Consider the following 16,313-nt stretch of genomic DNA (forward strand, 5'->3'; position numbering starts at 1 on the left):
GGGCGGTAGCGGGATCGACGCTCAACGATACCATGCCGCGCCGGCGCAGTCCGCCACCGATGGGCCGGCGCGGCCCGTCAGGTCATCGGTGACGCACGGGCGGATCGGCATGCGCTATGCTGTTTTCGGAACGGTCATGCGGACATGGAAGCTACCGGCGCGGGCACGATGTAACACGCCTGTCATCTTTGGCAACGACACTGGTATTCTCATATGAAATCGCGGCGAAAAATGGACAAGAAGGTCAAACACGAAGAAACGGAAGCCGCCCCTGCGCTCGAACGCGGCGCCCAGTTCCTGAACCGTGAACTGTCTTTGCTGGAATTTAACCGCCGCGTGCTGGCCCAGGCCGAGGACGAGCGGGTCCCGCTGCTCGAACGGCTGCGCTTCCTGTGCATCGTCAGCAGCAACCTGGACGAATTCTTCGAGGTGCGGGTTGCCAGCCTGCTGGCCCAGCACGCGATCGAACGCGGCCTGGAGCGCATGCCCGAGCCCCTGGCCGCGACACTGGAGCGCGCCGCCGAGGAATGCAGCCGCCTGATCGCGCGCCAGTACGCGCTGCTCAACCGCGAGATCCTGCCGCGCCTGTCGGAGAACGGCATCCACATGCTGCGCCGACCTGACCGCAATCCGGCCCAGCGAGCCTGGGTCAAGCAGTATTTCGACAAGGAGGTCCGGCCCCTGCTCACGCCGGTCGGACTCGATCCGGCCCACCCCTTCCCGCGCGTAATCAACAAGAGCCTGAATTTCATCGTCGAGCTCTCCGGCAAGGACGCGTTCGGGCGTGGCACCGCGATCGCCATCATGAAGGTGCCACGTGTGCTGCCGCGCGTGATCCGCCTGCCGGATGAATTGTCGGACCAGAAGGGCGCCTCGTATTGCCTGCTGTCCTCGGTCATCCAGGCCCACCTGCCCGACCTGTTCACCGGGCGCGAGGTGGTCGCTTCCTCGCAGTTCCGCGTTACCCGCAACAGCGACCTGTGGGTCGACGAGGAAGAAGTCAAGAATCTGCGCCAGGCCCTGCAAAGCGAACTGCACAGCCGGCAGTACGGCTTTGCCGTGCGGCTTGAGGTCGGCCTCGATTGCCCGGCCCACCTGTCGAGCTTCCTCAGCCAGCAGTTCGGCATCGACGACAGCCGTGTGTTCGCGGTGGACGGCCCGGTCAACATGGGCCGGCTGCTCGAGATCGTCAACGGCAGCACCCAGCCCGAGCTGAAATTCCCCCCTTACTCGCCGGGCTTTCCGGCCAAGCTCAATCCGAACGACATTTTCGGCACGCTGGCCCGCCAGGACGTGCTGCTGCACCACCCCTTCCAGTCGTTCCAGCCGGTGATCGATTTCATCCACGCCGCCTCGAGTGACCCGAGCGTGGTGGCGGTCAAGCAGACCATCTACCGGGCTGGCATGAATTCAGAACTGGTCGAGGCGCTGATCAGCGCCGCCCAGCGCGGCAAGGAAGTGACCGTCATCGTCGAACTGATGGCGCGCTTCGACGAGGAAGCGAACATCAATTGGGCCGAGAAGCTCGAGGCGGCCGGGGCCCAGGTGGTGTATGGCGTGGTCGGCCTGAAGACGCACGCGAAGATGGCGCTGGTGCTGCGGCGCGAAGCGGCCGGCCTGCGCCGCTACGCCCACCTGGGCACAGGCAACTACAACCCCGCCACCGCGCGCCATTATTCCGACTTCGGGCTGCTCACCTCGGACGCGTCGCTGACCGCCGACGTCAACGAAGTGTTCATCCACCTGACCAGCATGACCAAGCCCAAGCAGCTCGGCTGCATGTGGCTGGCGCCGTTCTCGCTGCAGAAGGAACTGGTGCGCGCAATCTTGCAGGAGGGCGCGATCGCACGCGGCGGCAAGCCGGGGCGGATCATCGCCAAGATGAATTCGCTGACCGACGAGACCGTGATCCGCGCGCTCTACGACGCCTCCTGCGACGGCGTCAAGATCGACCTGATCGTGCGCGGAGCCTGCTCGCTGCGTCCCGGCGTGCCGGGTATGTCGGCCAACATCAAGGTGCGCTCGATCGTCGGCCGCTTCCTGGAGCACACGCGGATTTTCTACTTCCGCAACAACCTCAAGCACGACATCTACCTCAGCAGCGCCGACTGGATGAACCGCAACCTGCTGCGCCGGATCGAGGTCACCTTCCCCGTGTCCTCGCCGGCGCTGAAGAAGCGCCTGCTGCGCGAAGGCCTGCAGCCCTACCTGAACGACAACGTCAGCGCCTGGGAACTCGACAGCAACGGCCACTACCGGCGCCGCAAGCCGCGCTCCGGGCAAAAACCCTACGACGCCCAGAAGACGCTGATGGAGATGCTCGGCGCCGGCGCCGCGGAAGACACCTTAAAGGAGAACGAACATGGACCTGATCCTGTGGCGCCACGCCGAAGCCGAAGCCGGGGAACCTGACGCCAAGCGGGCCCTGACCTCGAAGGGCAGCCGCCACGCGGCCCGGGTCGGCGCCTGGCTGGCCCAGCAATTGCCCGAGCAATGCCGCGTGCTGGTGAGCCCGGCCAAGCGCTGCCTGCAGACCGCGGACGGGCTGGGACGCCGCTACACGGTCCATGAGTCGCTGGACACCGATTCCACCCCGGAACGCATGCTGGCGACCTGCGGCTGGCCGGACCACCGCTTTCCCGCCCTGCTGATCGGCCACCAGCCGCAGCTGGGCGAATTGGCGGCCCTGATCCTGGCAGGCGAAAAACAGCCCTGGAAGATACGCAAGGCCGGCGTGCTCTGGATCGCCGGCTCGGACGCCGAAGACAGGCGGCCCTTCATCCGGCTGGCGGTCGGTCCGGAGCTGATCGGCAAGCTGCGCTGAGAGCCGGGCTGCGCCCGGCTCCGACTCAGGCTTCCCTGAACTGGAAGGCCACCCCGGCTTCTTCCCAGGCCTTGCTTTCGCGGTCCAGCCAGAAACGCATGGTCGGGTGCGCGTACAGCCAGCCCGGCGCCAGGTCGACCTCGATACGGTGCTTCATGCGCAGCCGGAAGCCGTCCAGGTCATCGTCGACGCGCGCGTGCATGCAGGCCACGGCCAGGCGCAGCGCCAGCACCATGCGCGCCAGCGCCGGCTCGGACAAGGCCTCTCGGATCTTGCGCAGGTTGCCCTTCTGGCCCAGCACCAGGGTGGCCATCAGGCGCTGCTCGCGGGTGGTAAAGCCCGGCAGGTCGACGTGCTCGACGAGGTAGGCGCCGTGCTTGTGCGCGCCCGAGTGCGACACCGCCAGGCCGATCTCGTGCAGCATGCAGGACCAGCCCAGGTAGTGCAGGCAGCTGGCGTCGCCGGCGCCGAGCTGGCCATACAGGTGCAGCGCCATGGTTGCGGTACGGCGGGCGCGCGACGCGTCGACGCCGAAGCGCTCCATGCAGGCCACGATCGCCAGCTCGCGCCGGTCGTGCTGCCGGGCGCGCATTTCCAGGTCGGACAAGGCGCCCAGGCGCAGTCCGGCGTTGACGGTGCCGACCCGCTCGATGCCGAATTCTTCCATGGCTCCGGCCAGGATGCTCACGCCTCCCAGCACCGCCACCACCCGGTCGCGCTTGAGGCCCGCCATGTCGACCAGGTCGACATGGCCAAAGCCGACCAGGGCCTGGCGCAGCGCGCGCACGCCTTGCAGCGACATCGCGCCGTCGCCCAGTCCGTTGCGGGCGATGGCCTCGGCCATGGCCCGCATGGTGCCGGACGAGCCGTAGGCCGCGCTCCAGCCCTGCGCGCGGTAGGCCGGCGCGACGTCTTCGAACATGGCGCGCGCCATCGTGGTGGCGGCGTCGAACCGGGCATCGTCGATGCGCCCGTCCGGGAAGAAATTCGATGCCTGCGGCTGGGTCCCGATGCTGAAGGACTCGACCAGCGCGATCTCGTCGCCGCTGCCGGCGATGACTTCGGTCGAACCGCCGCCGATGTCGATGACCAGGCGCTGTTCCTGAGGGTCGGCCAGGGCGCGCGCCACGCCCATGTAGACCAGGCGGCCCTCTTCTTCGCCGGAGATGACTTCGATCGGGTAGCCGATCGCCTTCTCGGCCAGCGGCAGCACCTGGGGGGCATTGCGGGCCACGCGCAGGGTATTGGTGGCCACCACGCGCACGCCGTCGAGCCGGTACTGGCCCAGGATGTCGGCGAATCCGGCCAGGCTGCGCAGGGCCGCGTCGATGGCGGCGGCGGTCAGGTTGTTGTTGGCGTCCAGGCCGGCGGCCAGGCGCACCGGGTCGCGCGCAGTGCGCACGATGCGCATCTCGCCATCGACCGGTTCGCCGATGTGCAGGCGGAAACTGTTCGACCCGAGGTCGACTGCTGCAAACATAGGGGTGGCTTTCAAAAGATTGACAGGCAGAGTGTACAGCCGCCGACGCGCCGCCGGATACCCGGATGGGGTAGCATGAAACCACATGACAATCTGACTCCAACTGAATGCACGAAACCGGGCTCATGCAGAAGTTCCGGGAAAGGACCGATATGGAAACCGAATTGAAGTTGCAAGTTCCACCCGCCCAGCTCGACCAGATGCGCCAGCATCCGATACTGGCCGCGCAAGCCCCCGACGGCGCGCACGAACACCAGCTGGTCGACACCTATTACGACACCGCCGGGCACGACCTGTGGAAGCGCGGCCTGACCCTGCGCGTGCGCGAATCGGCCGGCGCCTGGACCCAGACCGTGAAAACCGCGGCCGCGACCTCGCCCGGACTGCACCAGCGGGGCGAGTGGGAATGCGCGCTGCCCGATGCTACGCCACAACCGGCGCTGCTGGCGCGCCAGATCAAGCCTGCTGCGCTGTCCACGCTGCTCTCGGGCGTCCAGGTGGAGCAGTTGGTCCCGATCTTCCGCAACGTCACCCGCCGCACCAGCTGGCTCCTGACCTGGCCCGACGGCGACCAGGTGGAATGCGTGCTCGACTCCGGACGGATCGAATCGGGCGGCAACCATGCCGAGATCGCCGAACTCGAACTGGAGATCAAGCGCGGCTCGTCGACCCACCTGTTCGAACTGGCGCTGGCCCTGCATGCCGATATTCCCTTGCGCATGTCGAACGACAGCAAGGCCGCGCGCGGCTTTGCCATGCTGAGCGAGAAAGCGGCGCAACCCGTCAAGGCGCAGGCAGTCAGGCTCGGACGGCATGCCACGCTCGAAGACGGCTTCCAGCAGATCGGACTGAACTGCCTGGCCCAGATGGAGGCGAATGTGCCGGGCGTGCTGCAGAAAGACGTCGAAAGCCTGCACCAGATGCGGGTCGGCTTGCGGCGCCTGCGGGCCCTGGTCGACATGTTCGACGAGCTGGCTCGGGCGCCGGCCCACATTGCCGAAGGACTCGACTGGCTGGCCGGCGCGCTCGGCGCCACGCGCGACTGGGACGTACTGGCCGACTCCACCCTGGCGCGGGTGCACGGCATCGACCCCGGCGCATTGCGCCTGGCAGCGCGGGCCAGGGCCGACAAGCTGCACCAGGCAATGCTGCACACCCTGCAATCGGCACGCTTCACCGAGGTCTTGCTGGGGGTGAACGGATGGCTGCACGGACGGCAATGGCGCACCGACGCCAAGCTGCCCGCGAAATCGCCGCTGGCCAAACCGGCGGCAAAGGCCTGCATCCCCTTGCTGCGCAAGGCCGAGAAGCGCCTGAGCCGCCGCATTGCAGACTTCGACGGCCAGGAAGCGCACCAGCGTCATCGGATCCGCATCGCGGCCAAGAAGGCACGCTACGGGGCGGAATTCTTCCGCGACCTGCTGCCGGCCAAGGAGGTCAAGCGCTATGTGGCGCGGCTGTCCGAGCTGCAGGACCACCTGGGCATGCTGAACGATTTCGCCGTGGCTGGCCAGCTGCTGCCGGAACTTCAAAAAGGCAATGGCGAACTGGGACGCCAGGCGGCGTATGCACGCGGCTTCCTGGTCGCGGCGTCCGAAGCCGACAGCAGCGAGCTGGCTGCATCGCTCAAGGCGGTGGCCAAGCTGCGCCTGCCGCGCTGAAGGCGGGGGCGCCGGGCGGCCCGCCGGGGCCGCGTCAGTTCTTGCGGATCACCCGGTCCGGCGTACCGGTCCACTCGCTCATCAGGCTGTAGCCCACTGCCAGCAGGGTCGGGCCGATGAACATGCCGACGAAGCCGAAGGCGATCACGCCGCCCAGCACGCCCAGCAGGGTGAGCAGGAAAGGCAGGCTGCTGCCGCGGCTGATCAGCATCGGGCGCACGATGTTGTCGACGCCGCTGATCAGGAAGGCACCCCAGATCACCATGAAGATGCCCCATCCGGTTTCGCCGTGCAGGAACAGCCAGATTGCCGCGCCGCCCCAGATGACGGGCGGCCCGACCGGGATCAGGGAGGACACGAAGATCATGACCGACAGCAGCGGCACTGCCGGCACGCCTGCGATGGTGAAACCGATGGCCGCCACCACCGCCTGGGCCAGCGCGGTGCCGAGCATGCCGTACATGACGCCGCGCACGGTCTGGCTGACCGTCGTCGACACCGACTCGGCGCCCTCCCCCATCATGCGGCGCATCGCCACGGTGACGACCTCGCGCAGCGTCGCGCCGTCGCGGTAGAAGAAGAAGCTCACGAACGCGGCCAGGCTGAGCTGGACCACGCCGGTGCCGAGCATCAGGCCGCCGGCCAGCAGGTAGCGCCGCGCCGGTTCCAGCATGCGCTGGGCCAGCGCGATCATCTGGTCGCGGCTGGCCACCAGCTGGCGCAGGTAGGTATCGATGGTGTCGCCCACCAGCGGAAGCTCGCGTACCCAGGGCGGTGGCAGCAGCTCGCGCTGCTCGATGGCGTGGCGCACTTCGGTGAAGCCCTTGGCCACGTCGTCGGCCAGGTTGTAGGCGACCATCGCCAGCGGGATGATGATCAGGAGGGTGAGCGTGAGCGTCATGGTCAGGGCCGCCAGCGAGCGGCGCCCGCGCATGGCGCCGAGCAGGCGCAGGTAGAGCGGCCAGGAAGAAATCACGACGCAGGCCGCGAACACGATCGCGGCCAGGAAAGGCCTGAGGACGTAGAGGCAGCCCAGCGTCAGCAGGACGACAATGGCGATGCGAGGGTAGTTCCTGCCTGCGCGTTGTTCCATGCCGTCCCTGTTAGTTGGTGTTACACCATCATAACAGCTCGGTTACTGCATGGATGAGATGCGGCTTAAAGCAGCTGGCGCAGGTCCGCCGCGATCGGGCCGGGGCCGGCGTTATGGCGCACGAACAGGCGCAGCTTGCCGTCGCGGTCGAACACATAGCTGCCGGCGGTGTGGTCCACCGTATAGCTGCCGGGTTCGGCGCCGGGCACCTTGGAATAAAACACCTTGAATTCCTTGGCCGTGCGCGCGGTGGCTGCCTGGTCGCCGTACAGGCCGATAAAGCTCGGGTGGAAGGCCGGCACGTAGGTAGCCAGCAGTTCGCGGGTGTCGCGTTCCGGGTCGAGCGTCACGAACAGCACCTGCACGTCCTTGGCGGACGGGCCGAGTTCCTTCAGCACGGCGGCCATCTCGGCCATCGTGGTGGGGCAGACGTCAGGGCACTGGGTGTAGCCGAAGAACAGCACCACCAGCTTGCCCTTGAAGTCCTGCAGGGTGCGCGCCTTGCCGGTATGGTCCGTCAGCGAAAAGCCCTTGGCGTAATCGAGGCCGGTGACGTCGGTGTTATTGAAGCTGGGGGTCTTGTTGGCCAGCTTGTCGCAGCCGGCGGCCAGTACCGCCAGGGTCATCGCCAGCACGCTCAGGAGTTTTTTCATGTAGTGCCCGTGATCGGAAAGCTGCGCAGCGACACGCCGCGCAGTCAGAACTTGAAGTAATGGTCGATCAGCAGCGCTGCGAACAGCAGCGACAGGTAGACGATCGACCAGGTAAAGGCATTGCGCGCGGCCATGTCGCTGTAGTGCTTGTGCACGCGCCACGAATGGCGCAGGAACAGGACGTTGAGCACGACGGCGGCGGTCAGGTAGATCAGGCCGCTCATGCCGACGGCGAAAGGCAGCAAGGTGGTGGCAGCCAGGGCGATGGTGTAGAGCCAGACCTGCAGGCCGGTGTATTGCATGCCGTGGGTGATCGGCAGCATCGGCAGGCCGCTGCGTGCGTAGTCGTCGCGGCGGTACATGGCCAGCACCCAGAAATGCGGCGGGGTCCAGACAAAGATGATCAGCACCAGCAGCCAGGCCTGCATCGGCACGGCGTCGGCCACCGCGGCCCAGCCCAGGGCCGGCGGCATGGCGCCGGACAGGCCGCCGATGACGATGTTCTGCGGCGTGGCCGGCTTGAGCAGCATGGTGTAGATGAAGGCGTAACCGACAAAGGTCACGAAGGTCAGCCACATGGTGAGCGGATTGACGAACACGTACAGCACATACATGCCCAGGCCGCCGATGATGCTTGAAAACAGGATGGTCTGGGTCGTGGTGAGCTCGCCCATCGCGGTGGCGCGGCGGGCCGTGCGCGCCATCTTGGCGTCGATCTTGGCTTCGACCAGGCAGTTCACGGCAAAGGCGGCGCCGGCCAGCAGCCAGATGCCGGCGGTGCCGGCGACGAGCACCTGCCAGCCGGGGAAGCCGTCGGTGGCGAGGAACATCCCGATCACGGCGCAGAACACGGCCAGTTGCGTGACCCGTGGTTTGGTCAGGGCCCAGTATTGGGCAACGCGGCTCGGAGGTTTGTGGAGGGCGGTCTGGGTCGTCATCAATGGGGTGCTGGCTGGCGTGGGCGCGGCACATGCCGCGGTTCACGTCGCGCGGTTCAGGTCGCGCCGTTCACTTCAATCTGGTACTTCACCCGGTAGTTTAACATGGTCACCAGCAGTACCAGCAGGGCGGCCCCGGCGTTATGCATTACTGCAATGGCGAGCGGGAAGTCCAGGTAGACGGTGGCGATGCCGCTCAAGAGTTGCACCCCCAGCAGGATGGCCAGCCAGCGCGCGTGCCTGGCCAGGTAAGGCTGGCGCCAGGCGCGCCAGGCCAGCAGGCCGAGCACGCCGACGACGACGATGGCGAAATTGCGGTGCACCCAGTGAATCGCGACCAGGGCCGGGAACGGCAGGTACTGCCCTGCCGCCGTCTTGCCCAGTTCGCGCCACAGGTGGAAGCCGTGCTCGAAGTCCATCTCCGGCACCATGCGACCGTCGCACAGCGGGAATTCGTCGCAGGCCATGGTTGCATAGTTAGTGCTCACCCACCCGCCGAGCGCGATCTGGACGGTGACGACCACGGCGGCCGCGAGGGCCAGGCTGCGGATGCCGCGCAACGCAGCGGCGCCGCCCTGCCCTGCGCTCGAGCGCGGCGGCGGATGCAGCAGGTAGTCTTCGCGCCCGCCCAGCCAGGCCAGCATCGCGAGCAGGCCCATGCCCAGCAGCAGGTGGATGGTCACGATGATGGGTTGCAGCTTGAGCGTCACGGTCCAGGCGCCGAAGGCGCCCTGGATGCAGACGAACACGAACAGCGCCAGCGGAATGCCGGGCTTGAAGGCCTGCGCCTTCGTTTTGCGCCATTGCACGATCGCGGTGAACAGCAGCGCCATGATCAGCACGCCGATGCCCATGGCCAGGTAGCGGTGGATCATCTCGATCCAGGCCTTGACCACGGTGACCGGCCCGGTCGGCATGGCCGCTTCGGCGGCCGAGATCTGCTCGTGCGCCAGGAAGGGGTTGGCCATGCCGTAGCAGCCCGGCCAGTCCGGGCAGCCCAGGCCCGAATCGGTCAGGCGGGTAAAGGCCCCGAACACGATCAGGTCGAAGGTCAGGAAGACCGCGATCCAGACCAGCTTGCGGAACTTGTTGGCGTCGGACGACATCCAGACCATGGCCAGCGGCAGGGTCGCGACCAGCACGCCCATCAGGGCCAGTTGCAGCAGCGTAGAGGTTTGCATGGTGTAGTCCGACCGCTCAACCGATGGCCGAGGCCTTGAGCAGCTTGGCGATGTCCTTGTACACCTTGCGCGGGTCCGGATTGACCGGGAAGCGCATCATCAGGTTGCCCAGCGGGTCGATCAGGTAGATGTGGTCGGCCGGCACGGTGCCGCTCTCGGCCGGCAGCCAGCTGGCGACCGCGCCGCCAGGCGCGCGCAGCAGGCGCATGCCGTCGTACTGGCGGATGGTCATGGTGTCGAGCGGCTGGTCGTCCGTGACGAGCCAGACGCGCTCGACCCGGTCCATGTTCTTGCCCTGCATCAGGCGCCATTGGCGCATCGCGAACAGCTGCTTCTGGCAGGCGTCCAGGCATTCGCCGCCGCCGACCTTGAGCATGATCCACTTGCCGGCGTACTGCTCGAGCTTTGCCGGACGGCCGTCGAGGGTCGTGCTGCCCATCGCGGGAATCGGGTGCTGGCGCGGGTCGATCAGGGTGCCGTAATTGGTGCGGCCGGTCGGCTTGATGACGTAATAGGTCAGGTAGGACAGGATCAGGGGCGCCGCGCACACCATCAGCACGGCGAACAGCTTCCAGCGGCCGCGGTTGCGCTTGCGCGCCTGCGCGGGGTCAGCCTGCTTCAGATTTTCTTGTTCCACTACGAAATCCTGTAATCACAAAGAAGAGGATGGCCATCGCCGCCAGTGCATACCACTGGAAGGCATAGCCGCGGTGCTTGTCGATGCCGCCCGAAGGCGACGGCCAGACCCGCTGCAGGGTCTCGCCCGGCTGCGCAGGCCCGGTCTGCTGCACGAAGAAGGGCTGCAGCGCCAGGCCGGTGGCCCTGGCCGCGGCGGCCGGGTCGATGTTCTGGACAATCGCGTTCGGGGCCAGCGGCGCGGCGTCGCCCAGGTCCATCACCTGGCCGGCGGTTGCGACCACCGTGCCTTCGATCGTCACCGTTCCCCGGGGCGTGTCGAAAGCCGGGAGCTTGCCGTATTCGGCCGCGCGCGGCAGCCAGCCGCGCAGCACCAGCACGTGGGTTCCCGCGTTCGACGTCGCATCGGCTATTTTAAACGGCATCACGAGGTAATAGCCGGGACGGCCGGCCATCGGGCGGTTGGCCAGGAACAGCGGCCACCTGCCGACGAATTCGCCGGTGACGGTGACGCGGCGATAAGCGAGCCCTGCGGCGGGCGTGACGGCGGGGCCGAGCGCAACCGGGGCTTCGGCGGCGCGGGCGTCGAGCTGCTCCTGCACGGCCTGCTTCTGGGCCGCCCTGCCCGCCTGCCAGTTACCCAGAACAATACCCAGGATGGCGAGAACGAGTGCGGCAATGAAGGGAATGGGGCGAAAACGGAACGCGAACCGCATTACAATGATGCCTCAACCTTTCCCTTGCCAACTATGAAACTGCTCGTTGCCATCGCTTTCATCCTGATCCTCGCCAGCCTGGGGTCGGCCCTGTTCTTCCTGATGCGCGACAAGGGGCAGAGCAACCGCACCGTGCATGCGCTGGCGATGCGGGTCGGACTGTCGATCACCTTGTTCCTGTGCCTGCTGGGGGCCTACAAGATGGGGTGGATCGCGCCGACGGGGATACGCTGAGAAAACTTCTTGACGTAGGGTGGGCAAGTTCCTTGCCCACCTACGCGATTCGACATGCATGCCGCAGCGATCAATGGCCGGGCCCGACCCGGCCACCCAGCTTTACAGCCAGTACACCACCACGTACAGCCCCAGCCACACGACGTCGACAAAGTGCCAGTACCAGGCCGCGCCTTCGAAGCCGAAGTGGTTGTCCGCCGTGAAATGCCCCTTCAGGACGCGGTACAGGATCACCGACAGCATGATCGCGCCCATCGTCACGTGGAAGCCGTGGAAGCCGGTCAGCATGAAGAAGGTCGAGCCGTAGATGCCCGAGGTCAGCTTCAGGTTCAGTTCCTGGTAGGCGTGCATGTATTCATAGACCTGGAAGCCCATGAAGATCGCGCCCAGCAGGATGGTAGCGGCAAGCCAGATCGCAGTCTTGGCGCGGTGGCCTTCGCGCAGCGCGTGGTGCGAGATGGTCAAGGTCACGCCCGAGAGCAGCAGCAGCGCGGTGTTGATGGTCGGGATCGGGAACGGACCCATGGTCTGGAAGCTGTCGGTCACGCCGGCCGGGCCGCCGTTGCCCCAGGTCGGTGCATAGTCCGGCCAGATGAACTTGTGGTCCAGGTCGGCCAGCCACGGCATGGAAATGACGCGGGCATAGAACAGCGCGCCGAAGAACGCGCCGAAGAACATCACTTCCGAGAAGATGAACCAGCTCATCGACCAGCGGTAGGACACGTCGATGTTGCGGCTGTACATACCGGATTCGGATTCGCCGATGGCGTCGCCGAACCAGAAATACAGCACGGCCAGCATTGCGGCAATGCCCACCAGGCAGACAGCCGGCCCCCAGGACACGCTGTTGACCCATGCGGACGCGCCGAGCATGGTCACCAGCATCGAGATGCCTGCGGCCATAGGCCACTTGGAAGGGCCTGGCACGAAATAATGTGGCACGGTATGTGGCGAACTCATCTTCATCTCCTCAATCTGACTCTTTGAATTATCGGGTGATTCTTGTGTCGCTAAAACGTTAATGCCGGCACTGGATCCTGGCCGGGGCCGGGATGACCTTGTTGCCTGGACCGATGTCGCTACCTGCGACGACTCCGTTACAACTTACTGCGCTACCGCGAACCTTACCGCCAGCACGATCAGCCCAATAAAAATCGCCGCCCCGATCAGCCCGGCAATGATCACGTGCACCGGGTTCAGGTTGGCCGCATCCTGTTCGTAGTCGCTGCGCTTGCGCACGCCGAAGAACGACCAGAACACTGCCTTCATCGTGGCAAGGAAACTCGCCTTGCGCCTATGCGGCTTTTCCATCATTACTGCACCGCCCCTTTGGCGGGCGCCGCGGCCGCCTTCATCGCGCCGCCGATCTCGAAGAAAGTGTACGACAGCGTGATGTTCTTCACCTCGCGCGGCAGGGCCGGGTCGATGAAGAACACCACCGGCATCTGGCGCGCCTCGTTGGCCTGCAAGGTCTGCTCCTGGAAGCAGAAGCATTCGACCTTCTTGAAATGCGGCGTGACGACCTGCGGGGCGTAGCTCGGAATGGCCTGCGCCTTGACCGCCCTGGCCTGCGTGTTGACCACCTCGTAGGTCACGGTGGCCAGCTCGCCCGGATGCACTTCGATGCTGCGGGTGGTCGGGCGGAAGCGCCACGGCCCCTGCGAGTTGCCGTCCAGCTCGACGATGATGGTGCGCGTCTTGTCGATCTGCGAATTGACCGGCGCCGCGACGAACTCGCCCTTCTGCGTGAGCACGTTAATGCCGAGCACTTCGCAGATCTGGCGGTACACCGGCACCAGCGCATAACCGAAGCCGAACATCATGACCGCCACCACGACGAGTTTCCCCAGCGTGGAGCGGTTCAGGCGGCGAATACGGCTGCTCAGTACGCTCATGTCAGTCCATTATCAGGAACTTGACGATCACGCTGGCGAAAAAGAACAGCGCGATCCCGCCCAGTACCAGGGCGGTCTTCAGGTTGCTCTTTTTCCGTGCGTCGCGGCCCATGATTACTTCACCAGCGGCGGGGTTTCGAAGGTGTGGAACGGCGCCGGGCTCGGCACGGTCCACTCCAGGCCTTCCGCGCCTTCCCATGGCTTGGCGTCGGCCTTCTTGCCGCCACGGATGCATGGCAGCACCACCGCGAACAGGAAGTAGACCTGCGACAGGCCGAAGCCGAAGGCGCCGATCGAGACGATCATGTTGAAGTCGGTGAACTGGGTCGCGTAGTCCGCGTAACGGCGCGGCATGCCGGCCAGGCCCAGGAAGTGCATCGGGAAGAAGGTGATGTTGAACGTGATCAGCGAGAGCCAGAAGTGCATCTTGCCGCGCCCTTCCGGATACATGTGGCCGGTCCACTTCGGCGCCCAGTAGTAGAAGCCGGCAAACAGCGCGAACAGCGAGCCCGCCACCAGCACGTAGTGGAAGTGCGCCACCACGTAGTAGGTGTCGTGCACCACGATGTCGATCGGGGTGACGGCCAGGATCAGGCCGGTGAAGCCGCCCATCGTGAACACGAAGATGAAGCCGACCGCGAACAGCATCGGGGTTTCAAACGTCATCGAGCCCTTCCACATGGTGGCGACCCAGTTGAACACCTTCACGCCGGTCGGCACGGAGATGAGCATGGTGGCGTACATGAAGAACAGCTGCGAGGTCACCGGCATGCCGGTGGTGAACATGTGGTGGGCCCAGACGATGAAGGACAGGATCGCGATCGAGGCGGTTGCATACACCATCGAGGCGTAGCCGAACAGGGGCTTGCGGGCGAAGGCCGGGATGATCTGCGAGACGATGCCGAAGGCCGGCAGAATCATGATGTAGACCTCGGGGTGGCCGAAGAACCAGAAGATGTGCTGGTACATCACCGGATCGCCGCCGCCGGCCGCGTTGAAGAACGAGGTGCCGAAGTGGCGGTCGGTCAGGGTCATGGTGATGGCGCCAGCCAGCACCGGCATCACGGCGATCAGGAGGAAGGCGGTGATCAGCCAGGTCCAGCAGAACATCGGCATCTTCATCAGGGTCATGCCGGGGGCGCGCATGTTCAGGATGGTGACGATGATGTTAATCGAGCCCATGATCGACGAGGCGCCCATGATGTGCATCGCGAAAATCGCCATGTCCATGCCGGGCCCCATCTGGGTCGACAGCGGTGCGTACAGCGTCCAGCCGGCGGCGGTGGCGCCGCCCGGCGAGAAGAACGAGCCTGCCAGCAGGATCGCCGCCGGCGGCAGCAGCCAGAACGAGAAGTTGTTCATGCGCGCGAACGCCATGTCCGAGGCGCCCACCTGCAGCGGGATCATCCAGTTGGCGAAGCCGACGAAGGCCGGCATGATCGCGCCGAACACCATCACCAGGCCGTGCATGGTGGTGAGCTGGTTGAAGAACTCCGGACGGAAGAACTGCAGGCCCGGCTGGTACAGCTCGGTGCGGATCATCAGCGCCAGCACGCCGCCCGAGAGCAGCATGATGAACGAGAACCACAGGTACAGGGTACCGATGTCCTTGTGGTTGGTGGCGAACAGCCAGCGGCGGTAGCCGGTCGGCGTCTCGTGTGCGTGGTCGTGACCGTGGTGATCGTCGTGTGCGTGATCGATGGTGCTGGTAGTCATGTCGATATCCCTGAAGCTAACTGAGCTAACTTACTTGCTGCGTGCAGCCAGCACTTCTGCCGGTTGTACGATATTTTCCGCAGCCTTGTTCGACCAGGTGTTGCGGGTATAGGTGATCACTGCGGCGATCTCGGTGTCCGACAGCTGCTTCCAGGCCGGCATGGCCGAGGCGTAGCGCGGGGTGTCCTGGCCGTTGAGCAGGACGTCGATCTGCGGATGCTTCGGACCGTTGACCAGTTCCGAGCCGTCCAGCGGCGCGAAGGCGTTCGGCACGCCCTTGCCGTTGGCCTGGTGGCAGGCCACGCAATTGGCAGTGTAGACCTGTTCGCCCTTGGTTTTCAGTTCGTCGATGGTCCAGACCTTGGTCGGGTCGTCGGCCAGCGCGGCCATTTCTTTTTTCTTGGTCCCGACCCAGGCGGCGTAGTCTTCGTTCGAGACGACGCGCACGACGATCGGCATGAAGGCGTGGTCCTTGCCGCACAGCTCGACGCAATTGCCGCGGTAGGTGCCGATCTTGTCGGCCTTGAACCAGCCGTCGCGCACGAAGCCGGGGATGGCATCCTGCTTGATGCCGAAGGCCGGGATGGTCCAGGCGTGGATCACGTCGTTGGCGGTGAAGACCATGCGAATCTTCTTGCCGACTGGCACGACCATCTCGTTGTCGACTTCCAGCAGGTAGTTCTCGCCGCGCGCTTCGGTCGATGGCTCACCTGGCAGGCCGATCTGGGCGCGCGGGGTGGACAGGTTCGACAGGAAGGAAATGCCCTCGCCCTCGCCTTTCAGGTAGTCGTAGCCCCATTTCCACTGCATGCCGGTGGCCTTGATGGTGATGTCGGCGTTCGAGGTGTCTTTCAGCGCGACCACGGTCTTGGTGGCCGGCAGCGCCATGCCGATGACGATCAGGAAGGGGACGATGGTCCAGGCGATCTCGACAGCGGTGGATTCGTGGAAGGTGGCGGGCTTGTGGCCGAGCGACTTGCGGTGCTTGAACACCGAATAGAACATGACACCGAACACGCCGACGAAAATGACCAGGCAGACGATCATCATCCAGTTGTGCAGGTCGTAGATGTCGGCGCCGACGGCGGTCACCGGGGTCTGCATGTTCAACTGGTGTTCCACCGGCCGGCCGGTAATTTCCGGAGCCGCCCATGCTGGGATGCCGGCCGTTGCTGCGAGCCCGAACATCCAGGCCCCAAGTCGCGTTGCGTATGTCATGTTGTCCCCAACCACCCAAAATAAAATATTTTTAACGGTCGACAATTCCATGAACGAACTGCCGCCGC

At 65.4% G+C, this 16,313-nt stretch carries 16 protein-coding genes; 4 read left to right on the plus strand and 12 right to left on the minus strand.

Features of this window, described 5'->3' with window-relative positions; all coding sequences use genetic code 11:
* The first annotated feature begins 231 nt into the window (after positions 1-231).
* Complete coding sequence (ppk1, locus tag AC3XQU_RS13300; protein WP_489874634.1) at positions 232-2,412, plus strand: polyphosphate kinase 1; 2,181 nt, start codon at positions 232-234, stop codon at positions 2,410-2,412.
* Complete coding sequence (locus AC3XQU_RS13305; RefSeq protein WP_489874635.1) at positions 2,363-2,824, plus strand: SixA phosphatase family protein; 462 nt, start codon at positions 2,363-2,365, stop codon at positions 2,822-2,824. The genes ppk1 and AC3XQU_RS13305 overlap by 50 nt, the downstream gene beginning before the upstream one ends.
* 25 nt (positions 2,825-2,849) lie before the next feature.
* Here AC3XQU_RS13305 and AC3XQU_RS13310 read toward each other — a convergent pair whose 3' ends face one another.
* The gene (locus tag AC3XQU_RS13310) at positions 2,850-4,304 is read right to left on the minus strand and encodes a Ppx/GppA phosphatase family protein (protein WP_489874636.1); all 1,455 of its coding nucleotides are present in this window, start codon (positions 4,302-4,304) and stop codon (positions 2,850-2,852) included.
* A gap of 164 nt (positions 4,305-4,468) precedes the next feature.
* On the opposite strand from AC3XQU_RS13310, the gene AC3XQU_RS13315 reads away from it, so the two are divergent.
* Complete coding sequence (locus AC3XQU_RS13315; RefSeq protein ID WP_489874637.1) at positions 4,469-5,965, plus strand: CYTH and CHAD domain-containing protein; 1,497 nt, start codon at positions 4,469-4,471, stop codon at positions 5,963-5,965.
* A gap of 34 nt (positions 5,966-5,999) precedes the next feature.
* Here AC3XQU_RS13315 and AC3XQU_RS13320 read toward each other — a convergent pair whose 3' ends face one another.
* The 6 genes from AC3XQU_RS13320 to AC3XQU_RS13345 all read right to left on the minus strand — a co-directional run bounded on the left by AC3XQU_RS13320 (position 6,000) and on the right by AC3XQU_RS13345 (position 11,182).
* A complete protein-coding gene (locus tag AC3XQU_RS13320) occupies positions 6,000-7,058 on the minus strand; it encodes an AI-2E family transporter (protein ID WP_489874638.1) in 1,059 nt (352 codons plus the stop codon).
* Positions 7,059-7,123: 65 nt separating this feature from the next.
* Positions 7,124-7,711: an SCO family protein gene (locus AC3XQU_RS13325; RefSeq protein WP_489874639.1), complete on the minus strand. Its 588-nt coding sequence runs from the start codon at positions 7,709-7,711 to the stop codon at positions 7,124-7,126.
* A 44-nt stretch (positions 7,712-7,755) separates the two neighbouring features.
* The gene (gene cyoE / locus AC3XQU_RS13330) at positions 7,756-8,649 is read right to left on the minus strand and encodes a heme o synthase (protein WP_489874640.1); all 894 of its coding nucleotides are present in this window, start codon (positions 8,647-8,649) and stop codon (positions 7,756-7,758) included.
* Between the two features lie 56 nt (positions 8,650-8,705).
* A complete protein-coding gene (locus tag AC3XQU_RS13335) occupies positions 8,706-9,830 on the minus strand; it encodes a COX15/CtaA family protein (RefSeq protein WP_489874641.1) in 1,125 nt (374 codons plus the stop codon).
* Between the two features lie 16 nt (positions 9,831-9,846).
* Positions 9,847-10,467 carry an SCO family protein gene (locus AC3XQU_RS13340; protein ID WP_489874642.1) on the minus strand — a complete coding sequence of 207 codons (621 nt, stop codon included), beginning with the start codon at positions 10,465-10,467 and terminating at the stop codon, positions 9,847-9,849.
* Positions 10,439-11,182: an SURF1 family protein gene (locus AC3XQU_RS13345; RefSeq protein ID WP_489874643.1), complete on the minus strand. Its 744-nt coding sequence runs from the start codon at positions 11,180-11,182 to the stop codon at positions 10,439-10,441. The genes AC3XQU_RS13340 and AC3XQU_RS13345 overlap by 29 nt, the downstream gene beginning before the upstream one ends.
* A gap of 33 nt (positions 11,183-11,215) precedes the next feature.
* Between AC3XQU_RS13345 and AC3XQU_RS13350 the strand changes: the two genes are divergently transcribed.
* Positions 11,216-11,416, plus strand: a complete 201-nt coding sequence (locus AC3XQU_RS13350; RefSeq protein ID WP_231059415.1) for a twin transmembrane helix small protein — start codon at positions 11,216-11,218, stop codon at positions 11,414-11,416.
* A gap of 102 nt (positions 11,417-11,518) precedes the next feature.
* Here AC3XQU_RS13350 and AC3XQU_RS13355 read toward each other — a convergent pair whose 3' ends face one another.
* The 5 genes from AC3XQU_RS13355 to coxB form a co-directional block, all read right to left on the minus strand.
* A complete protein-coding gene (locus AC3XQU_RS13355) occupies positions 11,519-12,376 on the minus strand; it encodes a cytochrome c oxidase subunit 3 (protein ID WP_489874644.1) in 858 nt (285 codons plus the stop codon).
* A 144-nt stretch (positions 12,377-12,520) separates the two neighbouring features.
* Complete coding sequence (locus AC3XQU_RS13360; protein ID WP_489874645.1) at positions 12,521-12,727, minus strand: DUF2970 domain-containing protein; 207 nt, start codon at positions 12,725-12,727, stop codon at positions 12,521-12,523.
* A gap of 2 nt (positions 12,728-12,729) precedes the next feature.
* A complete protein-coding gene (locus AC3XQU_RS13365) occupies positions 12,730-13,311 on the minus strand; it encodes a cytochrome c oxidase assembly protein (protein ID WP_489874646.1) in 582 nt (193 codons plus the stop codon).
* Between the two features lie 114 nt (positions 13,312-13,425).
* On the minus strand, positions 13,426-15,027 hold the full coding sequence (ctaD, locus tag AC3XQU_RS13370; protein WP_489874647.1) for a cytochrome c oxidase subunit I: 1,602 nt from the start codon (positions 15,025-15,027) through the stop codon (positions 13,426-13,428).
* A 30-nt stretch (positions 15,028-15,057) separates the two neighbouring features.
* Positions 15,058-16,245: a cytochrome c oxidase subunit II gene (coxB, locus tag AC3XQU_RS13375; protein WP_489874648.1), complete on the minus strand. Its 1,188-nt coding sequence runs from the start codon at positions 16,243-16,245 to the stop codon at positions 15,058-15,060.
* Positions 16,246-16,313: the final 68 nt, after the last annotated feature.

The sequence above is a fragment of the Telluria sp. AZSoR62 genome, assembly GCF_058111565.1.